We start from the raw sequence: 18,244 nt of genomic DNA on the forward strand, positions 1-18,244 counted from the left end.
CGTTATCGGACCTCGGGCGGGCGGGGAGCCCGCCCCCCGCCCTCGACCGGCTCCTCGGCTCGACCGCCCCGGGTCAGCTGGCCCGGGCCGGCTCGGCGGTCCCGATCGGCTCGGTCGGCGCGGTGGCCGCGGGCTCGGCGGCCTGCGGCACGGGCGGGCGGACGTCGGTCAGCGGAACGGCCGGCGCGGCGGCCCTGCGGCGCAGCATGGTGGCGCGGCGCTCCCGGGCCGGTCCGGAGATCAGGTGGGCCACCGCCATCAGCCCGCCGATCGCGGCGCAGCCCAACCAGAGCGCGCTGTTGCCGATGTGTTCGCGCACCAGCCCACCGAGGATCGGCGCGCTGGCCCCGGCGATCTGCCAGGAGAGCGAGAAGACGCCCTGGTAGCGGCCGCGCAGCGCGGCGGGGGAGAGTTCGGCGACGAGCGTGGCGTTGGAGGGCGAGTTGAGCATCTCGCCGACCGTCCAGATCAGCACGGTCAGCCCGTAGAACCAGGCTGCCTCGGCGAACGCGGTGAGCCCGAAGCCCACGCCCATCACCACGGCGGCCAGCGCGAGCACGTGCGACCGGCTCCGGCCCCGGATCAGCCGGGGGACGAAGAGTTGACCCACCACGATCAGTACGCCGTTGAGAGCGATCACCGAGCCGTACGTGGCGGGGGTCAGGCCGGAGTCGCCCATCGCGATCGGCAGCATCGAGATGTGCTGGAGGAAGACGAGCGCGCTGAAGAGGTTGAGCGCGACGAAGCCGAGGTAGATCGGGTCGGTGAGGATGGTGCGCAGCGCGCCCGCCGGTGCCGGCGCGCCCTTTCCGGTGGGGCTGGCGGCCCGTCGGGTCTCGCCCACCCGGATGAAGATGATCAGGGCGGTGACCAGCGTGGTGATCGCGTCGACCACGAAGAGCAGCAGGTAGCCGGCCTGGGCGGCGAAGCCGGCGAGCACGGCCGCGCAGGCGAAGCCGAGATTGATCGCCCAGTAGTTCAGCGAGAAGGCGCGCAGCCTGTCCTTCTCCGGCACCACGTCGATCATCATGGCGCCGAACGCCGGCCGGGCCGCCTCGGCGAACGTACCGAGCAGCAGCGCGCCGAGGGCGACCGCCCAGAGCGGTCGGGCCAGGCCGAGCGCCAGCATCATGGTGGCCGCGCCGAGGTGCGCGACGAGCAGGGTGGGCCGGCGTCCCCAGCGGTCGGTCAGGGTGCCGCCGACGGTGGTGCCGAAGGCGCCGCCGACGCCCCAGAGCCCGATCACCAGCCCGGCCTGCGAGGCGGAGAAGCCACGTTCCTGGGTGAGGTAGATGGCCAGGAAGACCAGCACGAACGAGCCGAGTCGGTTGATCAGGGTGCCGGCCCAGAGGTACCAGAACCGCCGCGGCAGTCCACCCGCCGTGTCCTGCAACCAGCCGTGCACCGTCCGCATCCGCCGCCCCCGTTTGGTAATGACCGGTCTATCCCAAGCGCCTTACAACCTAGTCGTCCGCGGGAACGCCGGTCATCAGCTTTTCCACGTGGTGGTCGTCACGACAGGTCACCGCGTGTCCGGACGCGCCGTACGGCAGGATGATCCGCATGACTGCTAGCGAGGGGCCCACCATCGGGACGCTGGTCCTGCTGCGGCACGGCGAGAGCGACTGGAACGCGAAGAACCTCTTCACCGGCTGGGTCGATGTCGACCTGACGGCCAAGGGCGAGGAGGAGGCGCGGCGCGGCGGCGAGCTGCTCCGTGAGCACAGCCTGATGCCGGACGTGGTGCACACCAGCGTGCTGCGCCGCGCGATCCGCACCGCCGAACTGGCGCTGAACGCCGCCGACCGGCACTGGATCGCGGTGCGCCGGTCGTGGCGGCTCAACGAGCGTCACTACGGTGCCCTGCAGGGCAAGAACAAGAAGCAGACCCTCGACGAGTACGGCGAGGAGCAGTTCATGCTCTGGCGCCGCTCGTACGACACGCCTCCGCCGCCGATCGACGACAACGACGAGTGGTCCCAGGTGGGCGACTCCCGGTACGCGCTGCTGCCGACCGAGCTGATGCCGCGCACCGAGTGCCTGAAGGACGTCGTTGAGCGGATGCTGCCGTACTGGTACGACTCGATCGTCCCGGACATCCTGGCCGGCCGTACCGTGCTGGTGGCCGCGCACGGCAACTCGCTGCGCGCGCTGGTCAAGCACCTCGACCAGATCTCCGACGAGGCGATCGCGAAGCTGAACATCCCGACCGGGATCCCGCTGCGCTACGACCTCGACCCGCAGCTGCGCCCGCTCACCCTGGGTGGCACCTACCTCGACCCGGCCGCCGCGAAGGCGGCCGCCGCCGCGGTCGCCAACCAGGGCCGCTGACCTGCGCGAAGGCCCCCGGTCCAGTGGACCGGGGGCCTTCGTCGTGCGGTGGTCAGCTGGCGCTCGGCGCCTGCTCCCCGGTGATCAGGTAGACCACGTGCTCGCCGGCGTTGACGGCGTGGTCGGCGAAGCGCTCGTAGAAGCGGCCCAGCAGGGTGGCGTCGATCGCGGTCTCCACCCCGTACGGCCAGTCGTCGCCGAGCAGCACGCTGAACAGGGTCTTGTGCAGGTCGTCCATCGCGTCGTCGTCGCGGTCGAGTTCGGCGGCGAGGTCGGCGTCGGGCTTGGCCAGCACCGAGCCGATCTTCACGGCCATCCGGTCGGCGATGGCGGCCATGTCGGTGAAGATCTGGCGCAGCTCGGCCGGCACCGCGGGCGAGGGGTGCCGCCGCAACGCCGTCTTCGCCACGTGGTCGGCCAGATCGCCCATCCGCTCCAGGTCGGCGGCGACGTGCAGGGCGGTGATCATGGCACGCAGGTCGGAGGCGACCGGCGCCTGCCGGGCCAGCAGGTCGCAGACCCGCTCCTCGACGTGCCGGTAGAGGTCGTCGATCTCGGCGTCCCGCTCGATCACCGTCTCGGCCGCCTGCCGGTCGGCGGTGAGCAGGGCGCGGGTGGCCTGGCGCATGGCGGACCGGATCCCCTCGGCCATGTCCACCAGCAGCTGGCTGACGATCTGCAGGTCGGCCCGGAACTCGTCGCGCATTGTCACGTCCTGTGGTCGGATTGCCGCCGGCCGGGGGCCGGCGCCGGGTGGGCGGTGCGACGACCACGGTAGGCGGGACGGACGGCCCCGACATGAACCCCGGTGAACGACGCCAGACGCACGGGTGAACTTTGCCGGAAGCGAGCCTGGTTCGTCCTGGTCTGGGCGGTAGCCAGGTTAACAATGACCCTACGATCGCCAGGTGGATTGGGCGGTGGCGGTCGTGGTGGCCGTAGCACTGGCGACCGGAGTGGTCGCCGGGTTCATGCTGCCCCGGATCGTGCCGGCGCTGGGCCGTCGCGTCGCGTCGACCGGGAGCGGTAGCTCCCTCTGGAACATGGGGAGGCCCGCGATAGCCGACGATCCGCAGGTCGGGCTCGGCCGCCGTACGATCGACTCGCTCCGGGCCGGCGTGGTGGTGCTGGATCCCGACGATGTTCCCGTACTGGTCAACCCGGCGGCCCGGGCGATGGGCCTGCTCCGCACCGGGACCAGCCCGGGCTCAATCGCTGCTCATCCCCTCATCCGTACCCTCGCCGGGCAGGTCCGACGGACCGGCATCCGGCGCGAGATCGAGCTGGACCTGCCCCGGGGTCGCGACAACGCGGGGGACAATCCGCTCGGCGTGCACCTGCGGGCGATGGGGGTCGGTGCCGGCTACATCGCCGTGGAGGCGGCCGACGTGACCGAGTCGCACCGGCTGGCCCGGGTGCGGCGCGACTTCGTGGCGAACGTCAGCCACGAGCTGAAGACCCCGATCGGCGCTCTGCAGCTGCTGGCCGAGGCGTTGCTGGACGCCACCGAGCCGGCCAGCGAGGTCGCCCCGGACCTCTCCGAGGACCTGGTCGCCGCCCGCCGCTTCGCGGAGCGGATCCAGCACGAGTCGACCCGGCTCGGCCGGTTGGTGCAGGAACTGCTCGAGCTGACCCGGTTGCAGGGCGCCGAGCCGCAGCCGGCACCGGAGCCGGTCTCGATCGACTGGGTGGTCGCCGAGGTGGTCGACCGGACCAGGACCACGGCCTCGGCCCGGGGGATCGAGGTGGCGGTGTCCGGGGAGCGCGGTCTGACCGCGTACGGCAGTGACACCCAGTTGGCCACCGCGGTGGCCAACCTGGTCGAGAACGCCATCAACTACTCGGGCGAGGACACCACGGTACGGGTCACCGCTCATGGCAGCGAGGAGCACGTCGAGATCTCCGTCACCGACCAGGGCATCGGTATCGCCCCCAGCGACGTCGACCGGATCTTCGAGCGGTTCTACCGCGCGGACCAGGCGCGCTCGCGGGCGACCGGCGGCACCGGGCTCGGTCTGGCGATCGTGAAGCACATCGCGAGCAACCATGGCGGACGGGTCGATGTCGCGAGCACTCTTGGTGGTGGATCGACGTTCACCATCCGGCTGCCTGCCCGTCCCCCGGACGACCTCCTGGCGACACTGCCGCCGGTTGGGATCGAGCCCGGTCCGGCCGAGCTTCGGCAGGTCTGACAGCAATGGAAAGGAAATCTCCGTTGAGCCGCGTTCTGGTGGTCGAAGACGAGGAGTCGTTCTCCGACGCCCTGTCGTACATGCTCCGCAAGGAGGGCTTTGAGGTCTCGGTCGCCGCGACCGGCCCCTCCGCCCTCACCGAGTTCGACCGGACCGGCGCCGACATCGTGCTGCTCGACCTGATGCTGCCCGAAATGTCGGGGACCGAGGTGTGCCGGCAGCTCCGGCAGCGCTCGCACGTGCCGATCATCATGGTCACCGCGCGGGACAGTGAGATCGACAAGGTGGTCGGCTTGGAGATCGGCGCCGACGACTACGTGACCAAGCCGTACTCGCCTCGGGAGCTGGTGGCCCGGATCCGGGCGGTGCTGCGCCGGCAGACCCCCGAGGTGGCCGAGTCGGGTGCCCCGACGCTGGCCGCCGGCCCGGTCCGGATGGACATCGAGCGGCACGTGGTGACCGTCGACGGCGGGGCCGTGCAGCTGCCGCTGAAGGAGTTCGAGCTGCTGGAGCTCCTGCTGCGCAACGCCGGGCGGGTGCTCACCCGGGGGCAGCTCATCGACCGCGTCTGGGGCGCCGACTACGTCGGCGACACCAAGACGCTGGACGTGCACGTCAAGCGACTGCGTTCCAAGATCGAGCCGGAGCCCTCCGCGCCGCGCTACATCGTGACCGTCCGTGGCCTGGGCTACAAGTTCGAGCCGTGATCGACGAACGCGACGAGGGCCCACGCCCCTGCCGGGGCCCTCGTCGGTACGTCGGCTCCGCCTGAGCGCGGGCCCGCCGCGGATTGCCGGCCCCGGTGCTGTCGCCGGGACCCCGTGCCGGCGCCCGGCCGCACAGGTCACGTTCGGTAACAAAGCGTCTTCCGGTGCCAATCACCCAGCACGACGGCCCGTCCGGCCTCGCCCAGGTGCCGTTTTCATCCTTTGCTCTGCTGAACCATCGGCAACACCGACGTGAGCTGCGGTTTCGCCGGAGGGCGCGGCTCGGGGTTCTCAGCGCCAAACGCGGAGGGTGACTGTTTCCTGTGGTGAAGCAGAGCAAAGGACGGAACCAGGATCCCCGCCCGCCGGAAGGGCTGTGACGGCGCGTGACTAGCTGGCCTGGTCGCGGCGGTCGGGGTCAGGAGGCGTCGGCGGGATGCGGGGCGACCAGCCCCTGGCGGACGCGGGCCGCGCAGAGTTCGGCCAGCTTCGCGTACGCGGGCGCTCCGATCAGCGCGGTCAGCTCGGGGCCGTAGGAGATGTACATCGGCTCGCTGCCGACGTGCGCGTCCGTCGAGGAGGTGCACCACCAGTGCAGGTCGTGCCCGCCGGCGCCCCAGCCGCGCCGGTCGAACTCCGACAGCGTGGAGACCAGCACCTTGGTGTTGTCCGGCCGCTTGGCCCAGTCCTGATCCCGCCGGATCGGCAACTGCCAGCAGACGTCCGGCTTGTATTCCAACGGGTGCACCCCGTCGCGTAGCGCCTGGGCGTGCAGCGCGCAGCCGCCGCCACCGGGGAAGTCGGCGTCGTTCAGGAAGACACAGGGGCCGTCGGCGTCCTGGGTGGCGGTCCGTCGGGCCGGGTTCTTCCCGTCGATGGTGTCGTTCTCGGTCCAGTTCTTGAAGCCCCGGCGGAAGTGCTGCCAGGTCGACGGGGTGAGCCGCCTGGCGGCGGCGCGCACCCGCTTCTCGTCGTCGGAATCGGTGAAGAAGGCACCGTGCGAGCAGCAGCCGTCGGCGGCCCGGCCGGCGATGATGCCGTGGCAGCCCTGACCGAAGATGCAGGTCCACCGGGAGAGCAGCCAGGTCAGGTCGGCGCGGATCTGGTGGTTCTCGTCCGCCGGGTCGGCGAACTCGATCCACTCCCGAGGGAAGTCCAGCGGCACCTCACGACTGCGCGGGTCGTCGGGCTCGTCCACCAGCACGCGGAGCTCCATCGTCACCCGGCCCAGCCTACGCGGGGGACACCGCGCGGGCCGGCGAGCCGCGCAAACGTGTTGCCCCTAGGGTCAGGGCATGCGACTGGGTGTCCTCGACGTCGGCTCCAACACGGTGCACCTGCTGGTGGTGGACGCACACCACGGCGCGCACCCCTGGCCGGCGCACTCGGAGAAGGTGGTGCTGCGACTGGCCGAACAGCTCGGCCCGGACGGCGCGCTCACCGAGGCCGGCGCCGACGGGCTGGTCAAGGCGGTCAGCATGGCCAAGGCGGCGGCCGCCGGCCTGGACACCGACGACCTGATCGCGTTCGCCACCTCCGCGGTTCGGGAGGCCACCAACGCGGCTGAGGTGCTGGCCCGCGTCCGGGAGGAGACCGGCGTACGCCTCGAGGTGCTCTCCGGCGCGGACGAGGCGCGGATGACGTTCCTCGCGGTGCGACGCTGGTTCGGCTGGTCCGCCGGGCGGCTGCTGGTGCTGGACATCGGCGGCGGCTCGCTGGAGATCGCCGCCGGGATCGACGAGGACCCGAGCCTGGCCGTCTCGCTGCCCCTCGGTGCCGGCCGGTTGACCCGGGAGCGGCTGCGGGTGGTGCCCGGCCACGCCGCGCCACCAAGCACCGAAGCCGTCGACGAGCTGCGGGCGTACGTCGACGGGGTGCTCGACCCGGTGGTCAAGGAGATGACCGAGGTGGGCTGGGATCGGCCGGTCGCCACCTCGAAGACGTTCCGCACCCTCGCCCGGCTGGCCGGCGCGGCCCCGTCCGGCGCGGGACTCTGGGCCCGGCGACGCCTCACCCGCACCGGTCTGCGCCAGGTGATCGGCTTCATCCGGCACATTCCGCCCGGGCACCTGTCGGAGCTGGAGGGGGTCAGCATGGGCCGGGCCCACCAGCTGATGGCAGGCGCGGTCGTCGCCGAGGCGGTGATGCGCCGGCTGGACGTGGACGCGTTGGACATCTGCCCCTGGGCGCTGCGGGAGGGCGTGATCCTGAGCCGACTCGACCAGCTCGGTCCCGGCTGAGTCGGCGGGGGGCGGTTCCGGCCGCTTTACGACTTCTCGTCACGATGCTTCGGCGCGACCGGGCTACCCTGGCTGGTGTGACTTCCCGCGTCCCGGTGCTCCTGTCCACCTCCTCGGTCTTCCCCGAGCGGACCGCGGCGGCATTCCAGCTGGCCGCGGCGCTCGGCTACGACGGTGTCGAGGTGATGGTCTGGACGGACGCGGTAAGCCAGGACGCCGGCGCGCTGCGCGGCCTCTCCCAGCACTACGGGGTGCCGGTGCTCTCCGTGCACGCGCCCTGCCTGCTGGTCACCCAGCGGGTGTGGAGCCCCGACCCGTGGGAGCGGCTGCGCCGTTCGGCCGAGCTGGCCGAGACGCTGGAGGCGCCCACGGTGGTGGTGCACCCACCGTTCACCTGGCAGCGCGACTACGCGCGGACCTTCGGCGACGGGCTGGACGCCGTCGCGGGACAGTACCCGGGGCTGCGCATCGCGGTGGAGAACATGTACCCGGTGCGGATGGCCGGCCGGCAGTTCGTCCCCTACGTCCCCGGGTGGGATCCGACTGAGACCGGCTACCCCGCCTATACGCTCGACCTCTCACACTGCGCCGCCTCGCACACCGACTCACTGGAGATGGCCGACCGGATGGGCGACGCGCTGGCGCACGTACACCTGGGCGACGGCACCGGTGAGGGTCGCGACGAGCACCTGGTCCCGGGCAGGGGCACCCAGCCCTGCGCCGAGCTGCTGCGATCGCTGGCCGGGCGCGGCTTCACCGGCTCGGTGGCGGTGGAGGTGTCGACCCGGGGCGCGAAGAGTCGCGCGGTGCGCGAGGCGGACCTTCGGGCCGCCTTGGACTTCGCGCGCCAGCACCTGAGCACGCCGTCCCCGGTCGACGCCTGACCGTTGCGCGGCCCGACCGGTGCCGACCTGACCGCTGCCGGCCCGACCGGCCCGGTCGGTGGAGTCAGCTGACCGGGGTGAGCGACTCGGTGGTCGCCGTCGGCTGGGCGGCGACGGGGACCTGCTCGCCGACCGCCGCCCGCTTGCGCGCCCGGTGAGCGGCCACGTGCGAGCGGGTGGCGCAGCGCTCCGAGCAGAATCGCCGGCAGCAGTTGGACGAGGTGTCCAGGTAGACGTTGCCGCAGCGCTCGTCGGCGCAGACGCCGAACCGGGCGCTGCCGTACTCGCAGAGCCAGACCGAGAGGCCCCAGACCGCGCCGGCGAGGTATTCCGAGCTCACCGAGGCGCCCCGGCTGGTCACGTGCATGTGCCAGTCGCTGGAGTCGTGACCCGAGATGCGGGGCTGCACCGGGTAGGCCTCCAGCAGGGCGTTGAGCTCGGCGACCGCCTGCGCGTCCCGCCCGGAGGTGCCGTAGTCGAAGACGTCGCGCAGGCGCTTCTGCGCCCGCCGGAAGATCGCCAGGTCCCGTTCCGCGGCCTCCTCGCGCATCCAGGCGCTGGTCTCGGGGAAGAGGGCCCGCAGGTCGTCGAGGTCGTCCAGGCGGGCGTTGACGAGGTCAACGCCGGTTCGCGCGTACGCGTCGAAGTTCACCCCACAAAGGTAGACGACTCAGGCGGGACGCGGCGCGTCGATGTAGTGCGGCAGGAACCTCGCGTAACCGTCGGTGATCAGACTGACGCTCTCCCGTACCCCGGCGCCGGCCGACTCACCGGCGACGATCCAGCTCCCCAGCACCGTCCGGTTGCCGTCGAACTCGGGTAGCGGGCGGAACTCCTGGTAACACCAGCCCTCGTCGCCGTAGATCCCGGGGTTCGTGATCTCCTCGGTGGGCGTGACGATCCGCACCGAGCCGCCCTCCCGGCCGAGCAGCGGCTTGGCCACGTACTCGGACATCCCGCGCGGCGAGTCGAGGTACGCGGGGAGCAGGTACTCGTGCCCGGGGTAGAGCTCCCAGAGCACGGCGAGCAGCGCCTTGTTGGAGAGCAGCAGCTTCCAGGCCGGTTCGATCCAGGTGGTCGGCGTGCCCGGTTCGAGCGCGAGCCGGCCGTACGGCTCGGCGAGCATCCACTCCCACGGATAGAGCTTGAAGCAGGTGGTGACCGGCTGGTCGGCCGCGTCGACGAAGCGCCGGCCGTCCCAGCCGATCTCCTGGATCGGCAGCAGCTCGACGCCCAGCCCGGCCTGACGGGCGGTCTCGGCCAGGTAGCCGGCCGTCATGTGGTCTTCGCCCGACTCCTCCTCACTCGACCAGGCCACGTGCACCCGGCGATCGTGCAGCCCGCCGCCGACCGCCGCCCACGCCCCGACCAGCCGCTCGTGCAGGCTGTTCCACTGGTCCAGCTCCGGGCGGGTCTGCTCCAGCCAGTACCACTGCACGATCGCCGCCTCGACCAGTGAGGTCGGGGTGTCGGCGTTGTACTCCAGCAGCTTCGGGGGCCAGCTGCCGTCGTAGGCGAGGTCGAAGCGGCCGTAGAGGGTCGGCGGCCCCTCGCGCAGCGACCGGGCCACCGCCTCGGCCGCCCAGGCAGGAATGCCGAACTCGGCGTACCGCCCGCGCGCCACCACGTGCTCGGCGGCGGCCACCGACATCCGGTGCAGCTGCTCGGTCGCCTCCTCCAGCCGCAGCACCTCGGCGAGGTCGAAGGCGTAGGCGGCGGTCTCGTCCCAGTACGACATGACCCCGCCGTCGGGCAGCTCGGTGTCCACGTACACCAGCCCCTGCGCGCGGATGGTGGCGTCCCAGTCCGGTCGGGGGGTGACCGACTTCCGGCGCACCTCAGCCGCCGCAGGAGGCGAGGTGCGTGCCGAAGCCGCCCCGATCGGGCACGGCCGCGGCGGCCGGCTCGGGGGCGCTGCGCGCCGTGGACGGACCGGCGACCCGCATCGCCAGCGCCACGGTGTCGCCGCCGCCTCCGGGCCCGAGCGCGCAGTCGTCGTCATCGTCGTCGTCGGAGGTCAGGTTGCAGCCGGACAGGGCGAGGGCCAGGGCGGTGAGCGCGCCGAGCTGCACGGAGGCCGACCGGAGCCGGCGGCGAGGGTGTCGTTCCACGGCATCGTTGTAGCCGATCCGTGCCATGTCCGTGTGCCCCGGGGCGGCTCCCAGGGAAGGCCGCCGCCCCTCGGCGCGGGCCCGTGCACGGGCGTTACGCTCGGCTCATGCTCCGTTCCGTCATCCTCGCCGCCTCCCGGTCATCCCAGGTCGAGCGGCTCGTCGCGACTGCCCCGTTCACCCGGGACGTCGTCCGCCGGTTCGTCGCCGGCGCCAAGACCGACGACGCGCTGCGCGCCACCCGCGCACTCGTCGACGACGGTCTCGCGGTCACCCTCGACAACCTCGGTGAGGACACCGTCACCCCCGAGCAGGCCAACGCCACCCGGGACGAGTACCTGAAGCTGCTGCGGCTGCTCGCCGGTGCGGGGCTCACCCCGGCCGCCGAGGTCAGCGTGAAGCTCTCCGCGCTCGGGCAGAAGTTCGACGAGCAGTTGGCGTACGACAACGCCCGGGCGATCTGCGCGGCGGCGGACGCGGCGGGCACCACGGTCACCCTGGACATGGAGGACCACACCACCACCGACTCGACCCTGGACGTCCTGGCCAAGCTCCGCAAGGACTTCCCGTCGACCGGCGCGGTGCTCCAGGCGTACCTGCGACGGACCGAGTCGGACTGCCGTGAGCTGGCCACTGCCGGCTCCCGGGTGCGGCTCTGCAAGGGGGCGTACAAGGAGCCGGAGTCGGTGGCCTACCAGTCCGCCCGCGAGGTGGACAAGTCCTACGTCCGCTGCATGAACGTGCTGATGTCCGGCGACGGCTACCCGATGCTGGCCACCCACGACCCGCGGTTGATCGCCATCGGCGAGGACCGGGCCCGCTGGTTCGACCGGGGGCCGGAGCGCTTCGAGTTCCAGATGCTCTACGGCATCCGCCCGGAGGAGCAGGCCCGGCTGGTCGCCGAGGGCTACACCGTGCGCACCTACGTCCCGTACGGCGACGAGTGGTACGGCTACCTGATGCGCCGGCTCGCCGAGCGCCCGGCCAACCTGGTCTTCTTCGGCCGCGCCCTGGTCTCCAAGAAGTAGCCGCAACCGATCGCCCGGACGGGCCGGTGGGACGACGTCCCGCCGGCCCGTCCGTCGTTTCGACTTGACGCCAGCGGCTAATGGGGTTAGCTTTCTGGTTATGGACATTAGCTACGTTGATCGGGTCGGCGGTCGGATCGCCTACGAGGTGCACGGCGCCGGGCCGCTGGTGGTCCTCGCCCACGGCATGGGAGAGAACCGCGGCTCCTACCGCCACCTGGTGCCGCTGCTCGTCGCGGCCGGCTACCGGGTCGCGTCGATGGACGTCCGGGGGCACGGCGCGTCCAGCGTCGGCTGGTCGACGTACGCCCCGGCGGAGGTCGGCGGCGACCTGCTGGCGGTGGTCCGCGACCTGGGCGGCGGTCCGGCCGTCCTGGTCGGCAGCTCGTCGGCCGCCGCGGCGGTGGTCTTCGCGGCGACCGAGGCGCCCGAGCTGGTCGCCGGCATCGTGCAGATCGGCGCGTTCGTCGACCAGCCGAAGCTCAACCCGGTCATGCGGGCCGTCCTGGCCGTGGTGCTGCACAGCCCCCGGGCGTTCGGGATGTTCCACAAGACCCTGTTCCCGGCCGTGCGCCCCGCCGACGACGCCGACTACCGCCGGGCGATGGTCGCCAACCTGCGCCAGCCGGGCCGGATGGCGGCCCTGCGGGGCGTCGTCGAGCCGGTCGAGCCGCACTGGACCACCCGCGCCCGCGAGGTCCGGCAGCCGGTCCTGGTGCTGATGGGCGCGCGCGACCCGGATTTCAAGGACCCGGGCGGCGAGGCGCGCGCGGCGCGCCGGCTCTTCGCCACCGCCGAGGCCCGGATGATCGCCGACTCCGGTCACTACCCGCACACCGACCAGCCGGCGCGCACGGCCGAGCAGCTGACCGCGTTCCTGGCGGTGGCCGCCGGTGCCTAGGGTCGGCCTCAACCAGCAGACCGTGGTGCGTGAGGCCGCCCGGCTGGCCGACGAGGTCGGCTACCAGCAGCTCACCCTCGCCGCGTTGGCCGCCCGCCTCGGCGTCGCGTTGCCCAGCCTCTACAAGCACATCCGGGGCGCCGACGCGCTCACCCAGAAGCTCTCCGCGCTGGCCACCGCCGAGCTGGCCACCGAGCTGACCGGCGCCGCCGTCGGCCGGGCCGGGGTGGACGCCCTGCGCGCCATCGCCACCGCCTACCGGGCGTACGCCCACCGGCACCCCGGCCGCTATCCCGCCGCGCAGCGGGTGCCGGACCCGGCCGACCCGGAGCACGTGGCCGCGGGGGAGCGCGCGGTCGGCGCCATCTACGCGGTGCTGCGCGGCTACGGGCTCACCGGCGACGAAGCCGTCGACGCCACCCGGATGCTGCGCAGCGCGCTGCACGGGTTCGTCGCGTTGGAGGCGGCCGGTGGCTTCGGCCTGCCCCGCGACGTCGACCGCTCGTACGACGAGCTGATCGCCGCGCTGGACACCGCCTTCCAGGCGTGGCCCGGGCGGCGGCGATGATCCGCGCCCTCGGGCTGCTCCTGCTCTTCCTGCTGGAGCTCGCCGTGCTGGGAATCGGCGCTTGGTGGGGCTGGGCGCTGGACGCGGCCACCCCGGTCCGGCTGCTCGCCGCCGCCGCGGTGCCACTGCTGCTCGCCGTGCTCTGGGGGGTCTTCGGCTCGCCGAAGGCCCGGGTGCCGCTGTCGGCGCCGGCCAAGCACACCTTCCAGGCCGCCTGGTTCGTGCTGGGTGGCGGCCTGCTCGCCCTGCTCGGCCGGCCGCTGCTCGGGGTCGCGCTGGTCGCCGTCTGGGCCGTCACCGTCACCCTGCTCCGCCGCGCCGGTCGCCCGGCGTAGGTGCCGTTCGGGCGACCCGGAGTAGCGGCCGGGCGAACCGATCGGTCGCGGCCCCTCGCCCGATCGGCCGGTTGGTCGTTACCCTTCGCCCGTGACTGAGGGTCTGGACGAGCCACGTCCCCCGCGCCGACTCTGGCCGGTGTGGACGGTGCTCGGGGTGGTCGTGCTGTTGCTCACCTGCGGACTGCCGGCGGTGCTGGTGGTCGGGGTGCTCCGTGATGGGACCCACCGGGCGGTGCTGAGCCGGGCCGACGCGACGGCCGACGATCCGGCGACCCGGGCCGGGCGTCAGCTCGCCGATCGGATAACGGCCGAGTTGGACCGGCAGTCGGCGGCCCTGCTGGCCGGCGACCGGGCCGGCTTCCTCGCGATCGCCGAGCCGGCCGCACACGCCGACCTGAAGCGCCGGTTCGCCGCCCTTCGCGCGCTGAAGGTGACCACCTGGCGGGCCGAGGTGACCGGCCTGCCCACCCCGACACCCGACCGGGCCGGCGAGTGGCGGCTGCTGGTGCGATTCCAGTACTGCTTCGTGGTGGCCGGCTGCCGGCCCAGCCCGGTGCTGGCCGGCACCCGCTGGCGGGACGCCGGGGGAGTTCCCCGGCTGGTCGCGGTCGAGGAATCCAAGTCGGCGCAGACCGGTACCCGGCCGTGGGAGATCAGCGAGCTGGCCGTCGCGACCGGACCGCGCACCATCGTCGCCACCACACCCGCGCTGCGCGGCAAACTGCCGAGCCTGCTGGCCCAGGCCGAGGCGGCGGCGAAGGTGGCCGACCGGTACGCGCCGACCGGTTCGGTCCCCGACCGCTACCGGATCTTCTACGCCGGGCGGGCCGAGTGGGAGAGCTGGTACGGCGGCGGCCGGCCGAAGTGGACGGGCGGGTACGCGGTCACCGTTGGCGGCGGGCACCAGGAGGTGGTGCTCAACGCCGACGGGCTGACCCCCGCCGGCACCGACGACCTCCTCCGGCACGAGCTGACCCACGCCTCGTCCCTGCCCGAGCGGGGCTACCCGGGCGCGGACGACTGGTGGCTGGTGGAGGGTCTGGCCGAGTACGCCGGGGCGGACGGCGAGCCGGTCGGCCGGTACAGCGGGCTGACCGAGGTGCGGCAGCTGGTCCGGAGCGGCTGGAACGGGAAGCTGGACGGGATAGCGCCCGCCGACGACGCGTCCGCCGAGCGGGTCGCCAGCAGCTACGGTCTGGGCTATCTGGCCGTCCGGCACCTCGTCGACCGGTTCGGTGAGCAGCGGGTGCTCGCCTTCTTCGCCGCCGTGGTGCACGAGCGCAGGCCGATAGACCAGGCCGCCGAACGAACCCTCGGCGAGCCCTGGCCCGCCCTGCACGACGAGTGCGTCGCCTACATCCGGGCCCTCGTCACCTGATCCGGCGGCCTGCCGCCGCACCTGGTGCCCGCCGAGGCAGCCACATCGGCGGGCGTCGACTTCGGCTCGTAGCATGGGCCGCGTGCGCCGCACCGATCCGCCGCGGCTGCGCGCAGCCATGCGGCCCCGCCTGCTCGTCGCCCTGCTCGCCACGGTTGTCCTGACCGGCACCACCGCCGCGTCCTGCGGCGACGATCCGTCGCCCTTCGCGCTCGCCGCGGTCGGCCGGTCCGCCGTCACCGAGGTGGTGGACGCCCCGGCGACCGTCACCGCACGGGCGGCGGCCACCCTCACCGCGCCCGCCGACGGCACGCTCACCAGCCTGCGTGTCCAGCCCGGCCAGCGGGTCCGCAAGGGCCAGGTGCTGGCCGTCATCAGCTCCCCGTCCGCCCAGGACCGGCTCCGGCAGGCCCGGGCGGCGCTGACCGCCGCGAAGCGGGCCGGGCGCGGCGTCGGGGTCGGCGAGCTGGGCGGCAGCCGGCGCGGCACCGACCGGGCCGCCGCCGAGGCGTTCGACGCGGCGCGGATCGCCGCCGGGAAGGTCGGCGACCCGCGTCTGCGCGACGCGCTGCTGCGCCAGGTCGAGGCCGCCGAGCGGCAGTACACCGCCGCCGCGCGCACCGCGGACCAGGCGGTCCGCGCAGTGCAGCAGGGCATCCGCGGGTTGAACTCCGCGGTCGGCGCGCTCTCCGCCGCGCAACGGCTGCAAGCCCAACAGGCGTACGACCTGGCAAAGGCGACCGTCGACGCGCTCACCCTGCGCGCCCCGATCGGCGGCGTGGTGCAGCCCGGCGGAACGAGCGGCGGCGGCAGTTCGGCCGACGCGCTCGCCGGGCTGCTCGGTGCCGGTGGCGTGCCGGCCGGCCTCGCCCCCGGGGCGCTCGCCCCCGCGCCGACCGGTCCGCCGCCCGGCGTGGACGGTGCGGTCCCCGTCGGCGGGCGGGTCACCGCCGGCACGCCGGTCCTGACCGTGGTGGACCTCGGGGAGCTGGGCCTGCTCGCCGAGGTGGACGAGACCGACGTGCTGCTGGTCCGGGTCGGGCTCACCGCCGAGGTCGAATTGGACGCGGTGACCGGTGCGACGTACGACGCGACGGTGCGCTCGGTGGACGTGCTGCCGACCAACTCGGCGCGCGGCGGGGTGTCCTACCGGGTGCGGCTCACCCTCGGCGCGGGTCGGCTCGGCGAGGGCGAAGCCGCCCCGACGCCACGCCCCGGCATGAACGCCGTGGTCCACCTGCGGGTCCGCGAGGCCACCGACGCGCTGACCGTACCCGCCTCGGCGGTCTTCTCGGCCGACGGCCGGGACGCGGTGTGGGTGGTCCGGGAGGGCCGGGCCGACCGGGCGGCGGTGACGGTGGGCGTGCAGGGGCAGGACCTCGTGCAGATCGTGAGCGGGGTGCAGGCCGGCGAGCGGATCGTGGTCCGCGGCGCCGACCAGGTCCGCGAGGGCCAGGAAGTCGGGTGAGCCCGACGGTGCCGGCGATCGAGGCGGTCGACGTGTCCCGGACGTACCAGCTCGACGGGGTGTCGGTGCCCGCGCTGCGCGGGGTGACGCTGACCGTCGCGGCCGGCGACTACGTGGCCCTGGTCGGGCCGTCCGGCTCCGGCAAGTCGACGCTGATGCACCTGCTCGGCGGGTTGGACCGGCCGACCGGCGGCCGGTTGGCGATCGGCGGCCGGGAGGTGGCCGGCCTCAGCGCGCCGGAGCTGGCCACCCTGCGCAACGAGACCATCGGCTTCGTCTTCCAGGCGTTCCACCTGCTGCCCCGGACGTCCGCGGTGGACAATGTCGCGCTGCCGCTGGTCTACCGGGGCGTCGGTGCCCGGCAGCGGCGGCAGCGGGCGGCGGCGATGCTGGGCCGGGTCGGGCTCGGGCACCGGCTCGACCACCGGCCCAACCAGCTCTCCGGCGGCGAGCAGCAGCGGGTCGCCATCGCCCGGGCGCTGGTCACCGACCCGGCCGTGCTGCTCGCCGACGAGCCGACCGGCAACCTGGACAGCGTGACCGGCGCGGCGGTGCTGGAGCTGCTGGAGGAGCTGAACGCCGACTCCGGCGTCGCCCTGGTGATGGTGACGCACGACCAGGAGGTCGCGGCCCGGGCCCGGCGACGGATAACCCTTCGCGACGGCGTGGTGGTCGCCGACAGTGCCCGATCCGACCTTCATGATCCACCGCTGTCCGCCGGCTCCGGCGTACCTGAGACACTGGTCCCCGCTCCCAGCGCGGAGCCCCGGTCCGCGTCCGGAAGCGGCCCGGGGTGCCCGCCCGGTGGCTCCGGTGGCGCCACCGGAGCCACCGGGCGCCTTCCGCGACCGACCGCCGGCGGGACCGGCGCACCGGACGGGGACGACCGGTGAGGCTGGCCGAGGCGTGGCGGGTGGCGCTGGACGCGCTGCGCGCGAACCGGCTGCGCAGTGCGCTCACCATGCTCGGAGTGATCATCGGCGTCGCCTCGGTGGTGGTGCTGGTGGCCATCGGCACCGGCACCAAGGAGCAGGTCGAGCGGCAGGTCGAGGGCCTCGGCTCGAACCTGCTCCTGGTGGTTCCCGGCCGGCTGGACGTCGGCGCCGCCCCGGCGGTCTCCCCGCTCACCCTCGCCGACGTCGACGCGGTCACCCGGGTGGTCGGCGACCCGAACCGGGTCGCGGTCACCGTCGCCTCCGGCGCCACCGTGCGAGCCGGGAACCGCACCGATTTCAGCACCGTGCAGGGGGTGCTGGAGACCACCCCGCAGGTCTTCACCCGGGAGCTGGCCCGGGGCCGCTACCTGAGCGGATCCGACGTGGACACCGGCCGCCGGGTGGCGGTGCTCGGGGCCGCCGTGGCCGGCGCGCTCTTTCCCGACCGGGACCCGCTGGGCCAGCAGATCGCCGTGGCCGGGGTGCGGTTCCGGGTCGTCGGTGTCTTCGCGCCGCTCGGCCAGAGCCTCGGCGTGGACCGCGACGACGAGGTGCACATCCCGGTCACCGCGGCGCAGCGGCTCTACGGCACCCAGCGGGTCGACGGGATCGCGGTGAAGGCGCCGGACCGGGAGCGGATCGACGAGCTGGGCGACCGGATCGTGGCCGAGCTGACCCGTCGTCATCCGGGCACCGAGTTCAGCGCGGTCACCCAGGAGCAGATCCTCGGCGTGCTGGGCGACATCCTCGGTGTGCTGACCGGCGTGCTGGCCGCCATCGCGGGCATCTCGCTGCTGGTCGGCGGGGTCGGCGTCTCCAACATCATGCTGGTCGGCGTCCGGGAACGGACCCGGGAGATCGGGCTGCGCAAGGCGGTCGGCGCCCGACCCCGGGACATCGGCGTGCAGTTCCTGCTGGAGGCGGTGCTGCTCACCTCGATCGGCGGGCTCACCGGCATGGCGCTCGGGGTCGGCACCGCGCTGCTGGTGGACGCCGTGTCGCCGATCCCGGCGGCGATCACCTGGTGGTCGCTGGCGCTCGCCTTCGGGGTGTCCGCGGCGGTGGGGATCATCTTCGGGGTGGTCCCGGCGCAACGGGCCGGAAAGCTCGACCCGGTGGTCGCGCTACGCGCGGAGTGAAAGCTCCAGCCACGTCGAGCGGAA

The 18,244-nt window shown here is 73.4% G+C and carries 19 protein-coding genes; 13 read left to right on the top strand and 6 right to left on the bottom strand.

The window, feature by feature from the left end; all coding sequences use genetic code 11:
* Window positions 1-73: 73 nt before the first annotated feature.
* A complete protein-coding gene (locus AB0C04_RS19340; protein ID WP_357056189.1) occupies window positions 74-1,414 on the bottom strand; it encodes an MFS transporter in 1,341 nt (446 codons plus the stop codon).
* Window positions 1,415-1,563: 149 nt separating this feature from the next.
* On the opposite strand from AB0C04_RS19340, the gene AB0C04_RS19345 reads away from it, so the two are divergent.
* The gene (locus AB0C04_RS19345) at window positions 1,564-2,331 is read left to right on the top strand and encodes a phosphoglyceromutase (protein WP_357056192.1); all 768 of its coding nucleotides are present in this window, start codon (window positions 1,564-1,566) and stop codon (window positions 2,329-2,331) included.
* A 52-nt stretch (window positions 2,332-2,383) separates the two neighbouring features.
* Here the strand turns inward: AB0C04_RS19345 and phoU are convergent, their stop codons facing one another.
* Complete coding sequence (gene phoU, locus AB0C04_RS19350) at window positions 2,384-3,037, bottom strand: phosphate signaling complex protein PhoU (RefSeq protein WP_350875717.1); 654 nt, start codon at window positions 3,035-3,037, stop codon at window positions 2,384-2,386.
* Window positions 3,038-3,239: 202 nt separating this feature from the next.
* On the opposite strand from phoU, the gene AB0C04_RS19355 reads away from it, so the two are divergent.
* Together AB0C04_RS19355 and AB0C04_RS19360 are read left to right on the top strand one after the other, a co-directional pair.
* Entirely contained in the window at window positions 3,240-4,523 is a 1,284-nt protein-coding gene (locus tag AB0C04_RS19355; protein WP_357056195.1) for an ATP-binding protein, read from the top strand.
* Window positions 4,524-4,546: 23 nt separating this feature from the next.
* On the top strand, window positions 4,547-5,230 hold the full coding sequence (locus AB0C04_RS19360; RefSeq protein ID WP_350875712.1) for a response regulator transcription factor: 684 nt from the start codon (window positions 4,547-4,549) through the stop codon (window positions 5,228-5,230).
* 418 nt (window positions 5,231-5,648) lie between these two features.
* On the opposite strand, the gene AB0C04_RS19365 is transcribed toward AB0C04_RS19360, so the two are convergent.
* Window positions 5,649-6,446: a hypothetical protein gene (locus AB0C04_RS19365; protein ID WP_357056562.1), complete on the bottom strand. Its 798-nt coding sequence runs from the start codon at window positions 6,444-6,446 to the stop codon at window positions 5,649-5,651.
* A gap of 79 nt (window positions 6,447-6,525) precedes the next feature.
* Between AB0C04_RS19365 and AB0C04_RS19370 the strand changes: the two genes are divergently transcribed.
* Window positions 6,526-7,470, top strand: coding sequence for a Ppx/GppA phosphatase family protein (locus AB0C04_RS19370; RefSeq protein WP_357056199.1), 945 nt, complete (start codon window positions 6,526-6,528; stop codon window positions 7,468-7,470).
* 77 nt (window positions 7,471-7,547) lie between these two features.
* The gene (locus tag AB0C04_RS19375) at window positions 7,548-8,354 is read left to right on the top strand and encodes a sugar phosphate isomerase/epimerase (RefSeq protein ID WP_357056202.1); all 807 of its coding nucleotides are present in this window, start codon (window positions 7,548-7,550) and stop codon (window positions 8,352-8,354) included.
* A gap of 64 nt (window positions 8,355-8,418) precedes the next feature.
* Here the strand turns inward: AB0C04_RS19375 and AB0C04_RS19380 are convergent, their stop codons facing one another.
* The 3 genes from AB0C04_RS19380 to AB0C04_RS19390 are packed head-to-tail and all read right to left on the bottom strand — an operon-like array spanning window position 8,419 to window position 10,465.
* Window positions 8,419-9,006 carry a CGNR zinc finger domain-containing protein gene (locus AB0C04_RS19380; RefSeq protein ID WP_357056205.1) on the bottom strand — a complete coding sequence of 196 codons (588 nt, stop codon included), beginning with the start codon at window positions 9,004-9,006 and terminating at the stop codon, window positions 8,419-8,421.
* Window positions 9,007-9,024: 18 nt separating this feature from the next.
* Window positions 9,025-10,191 (bottom strand): glutathionylspermidine synthase family protein, encoded by a 1,167-nt coding sequence (locus tag AB0C04_RS19385; protein ID WP_357056208.1) that lies wholly within the window; start codon window positions 10,189-10,191, stop codon window positions 9,025-9,027.
* 1 nt (window position 10,192) lies between these two features.
* Window positions 10,193-10,465, bottom strand: coding sequence for a hypothetical protein (locus tag AB0C04_RS19390; RefSeq protein WP_350875707.1), 273 nt, complete (start codon window positions 10,463-10,465; stop codon window positions 10,193-10,195).
* Window positions 10,466-10,572: 107 nt separating this feature from the next.
* Here AB0C04_RS19390 and AB0C04_RS19395 point away from each other — a divergent pair, with 107 nt between their 5' ends.
* The 8 genes from AB0C04_RS19395 (at window position 10,573) to AB0C04_RS19430 (ending at window position 18,220) form a co-directional block, all read left to right on the top strand.
* Window positions 10,573-11,493: a proline dehydrogenase family protein gene (locus tag AB0C04_RS19395; RefSeq protein ID WP_357056211.1), complete on the top strand. Its 921-nt coding sequence runs from the start codon at window positions 10,573-10,575 to the stop codon at window positions 11,491-11,493.
* 100 nt (window positions 11,494-11,593) lie between these two features.
* Window positions 11,594-12,394 carry an alpha/beta hydrolase gene (locus tag AB0C04_RS19400; protein WP_357056214.1) on the top strand — a complete coding sequence of 267 codons (801 nt, stop codon included), beginning with the start codon at window positions 11,594-11,596 and terminating at the stop codon, window positions 12,392-12,394.
* Window positions 12,387-12,962 carry a TetR-like C-terminal domain-containing protein gene (locus AB0C04_RS19405; protein ID WP_357056217.1) on the top strand — a complete coding sequence of 192 codons (576 nt, stop codon included), beginning with the start codon at window positions 12,387-12,389 and terminating at the stop codon, window positions 12,960-12,962. Before AB0C04_RS19400 ends, AB0C04_RS19405 begins: the two co-directional genes overlap by 8 nt.
* Complete coding sequence (locus AB0C04_RS19410) at window positions 12,959-13,297, top strand: DUF2568 domain-containing protein (protein ID WP_357056220.1); 339 nt, start codon at window positions 12,959-12,961, stop codon at window positions 13,295-13,297. Before AB0C04_RS19405 ends, AB0C04_RS19410 begins: the two co-directional genes overlap by 4 nt.
* 91 nt (window positions 13,298-13,388) lie before the next feature.
* On the top strand, window positions 13,389-14,678 hold the full coding sequence (locus tag AB0C04_RS19415; RefSeq protein WP_357056223.1) for a hypothetical protein: 1,290 nt from the start codon (window positions 13,389-13,391) through the stop codon (window positions 14,676-14,678).
* Window positions 14,679-14,751: 73 nt separating this feature from the next.
* Window positions 14,752-16,146 (top strand): efflux RND transporter periplasmic adaptor subunit, encoded by a 1,395-nt coding sequence (locus AB0C04_RS19420; RefSeq protein ID WP_357056226.1) that lies wholly within the window; start codon window positions 14,752-14,754, stop codon window positions 16,144-16,146.
* Complete coding sequence (locus tag AB0C04_RS19425; RefSeq protein ID WP_357056229.1) at window positions 16,143-17,039, top strand: ABC transporter ATP-binding protein; 897 nt, start codon at window positions 16,143-16,145, stop codon at window positions 17,037-17,039. The genes AB0C04_RS19420 and AB0C04_RS19425 overlap by 4 nt, the downstream gene beginning before the upstream one ends.
* Entirely contained in the window at window positions 17,036-18,220 is a 1,185-nt protein-coding gene (locus AB0C04_RS19430; protein WP_357056232.1) for an ABC transporter permease, read from the top strand. Before AB0C04_RS19425 ends, AB0C04_RS19430 begins: the two co-directional genes overlap by 4 nt.
* Window positions 18,221-18,244: the final 24 nt, after the last annotated feature.

Origin of the sequence: Micromonospora sp. NPDC048909, from assembly GCF_040649635.1 — a bacterium.
Taxonomy (GTDB): domain Bacteria; phylum Actinomycetota; class Actinomycetes; order Mycobacteriales; family Micromonosporaceae; genus Micromonospora.

What these genes read in the sequence shown, in the direction of transcription:
- AB0C04_RS19365 (WP_357056562.1), bottom strand. Translation starts at nt 6,446, where the DNA reads ATGGAGCTCCGCGTGCTGGTGGACGAGCCCGACGACCCGCGCAGTCGT.
- AB0C04_RS19370 (WP_357056199.1), top strand. Translation starts at nt 6,526, where the DNA reads ATGCGACTGGGTGTCCTCGACGTCGGCTCCAACACGGTGCACCTGCTG.
- AB0C04_RS19420 (WP_357056226.1), top strand. Translation starts at nt 14,752, where the DNA reads ATGGGCCGCGTGCGCCGCACCGATCCGCCGCGGCTGCGCGCAGCCATG.
- AB0C04_RS19410 (WP_357056220.1), top strand. Translation starts at nt 12,959, where the DNA reads ATGATCCGCGCCCTCGGGCTGCTCCTGCTCTTCCTGCTGGAGCTCGCC.
- AB0C04_RS19345 (WP_357056192.1), top strand. Translation starts at nt 1,564, where the DNA reads ATGACTGCTAGCGAGGGGCCCACCATCGGGACGCTGGTCCTGCTGCGG.
- AB0C04_RS19395 (WP_357056211.1), top strand. Translation starts at nt 10,573, where the DNA reads ATGCTCCGTTCCGTCATCCTCGCCGCCTCCCGGTCATCCCAGGTCGAG.
- AB0C04_RS19340 (WP_357056189.1), bottom strand. Translation starts at nt 1,414, where the DNA reads ATGCGGACGGTGCACGGCTGGTTGCAGGACACGGCGGGTGGACTGCCG.
- AB0C04_RS19400 (WP_357056214.1), top strand. Translation starts at nt 11,594, where the DNA reads ATGGACATTAGCTACGTTGATCGGGTCGGCGGTCGGATCGCCTACGAG.
- phoU (WP_350875717.1), bottom strand. Translation starts at nt 3,037, where the DNA reads ATGCGCGACGAGTTCCGGGCCGACCTGCAGATCGTCAGCCAGCTGCTG.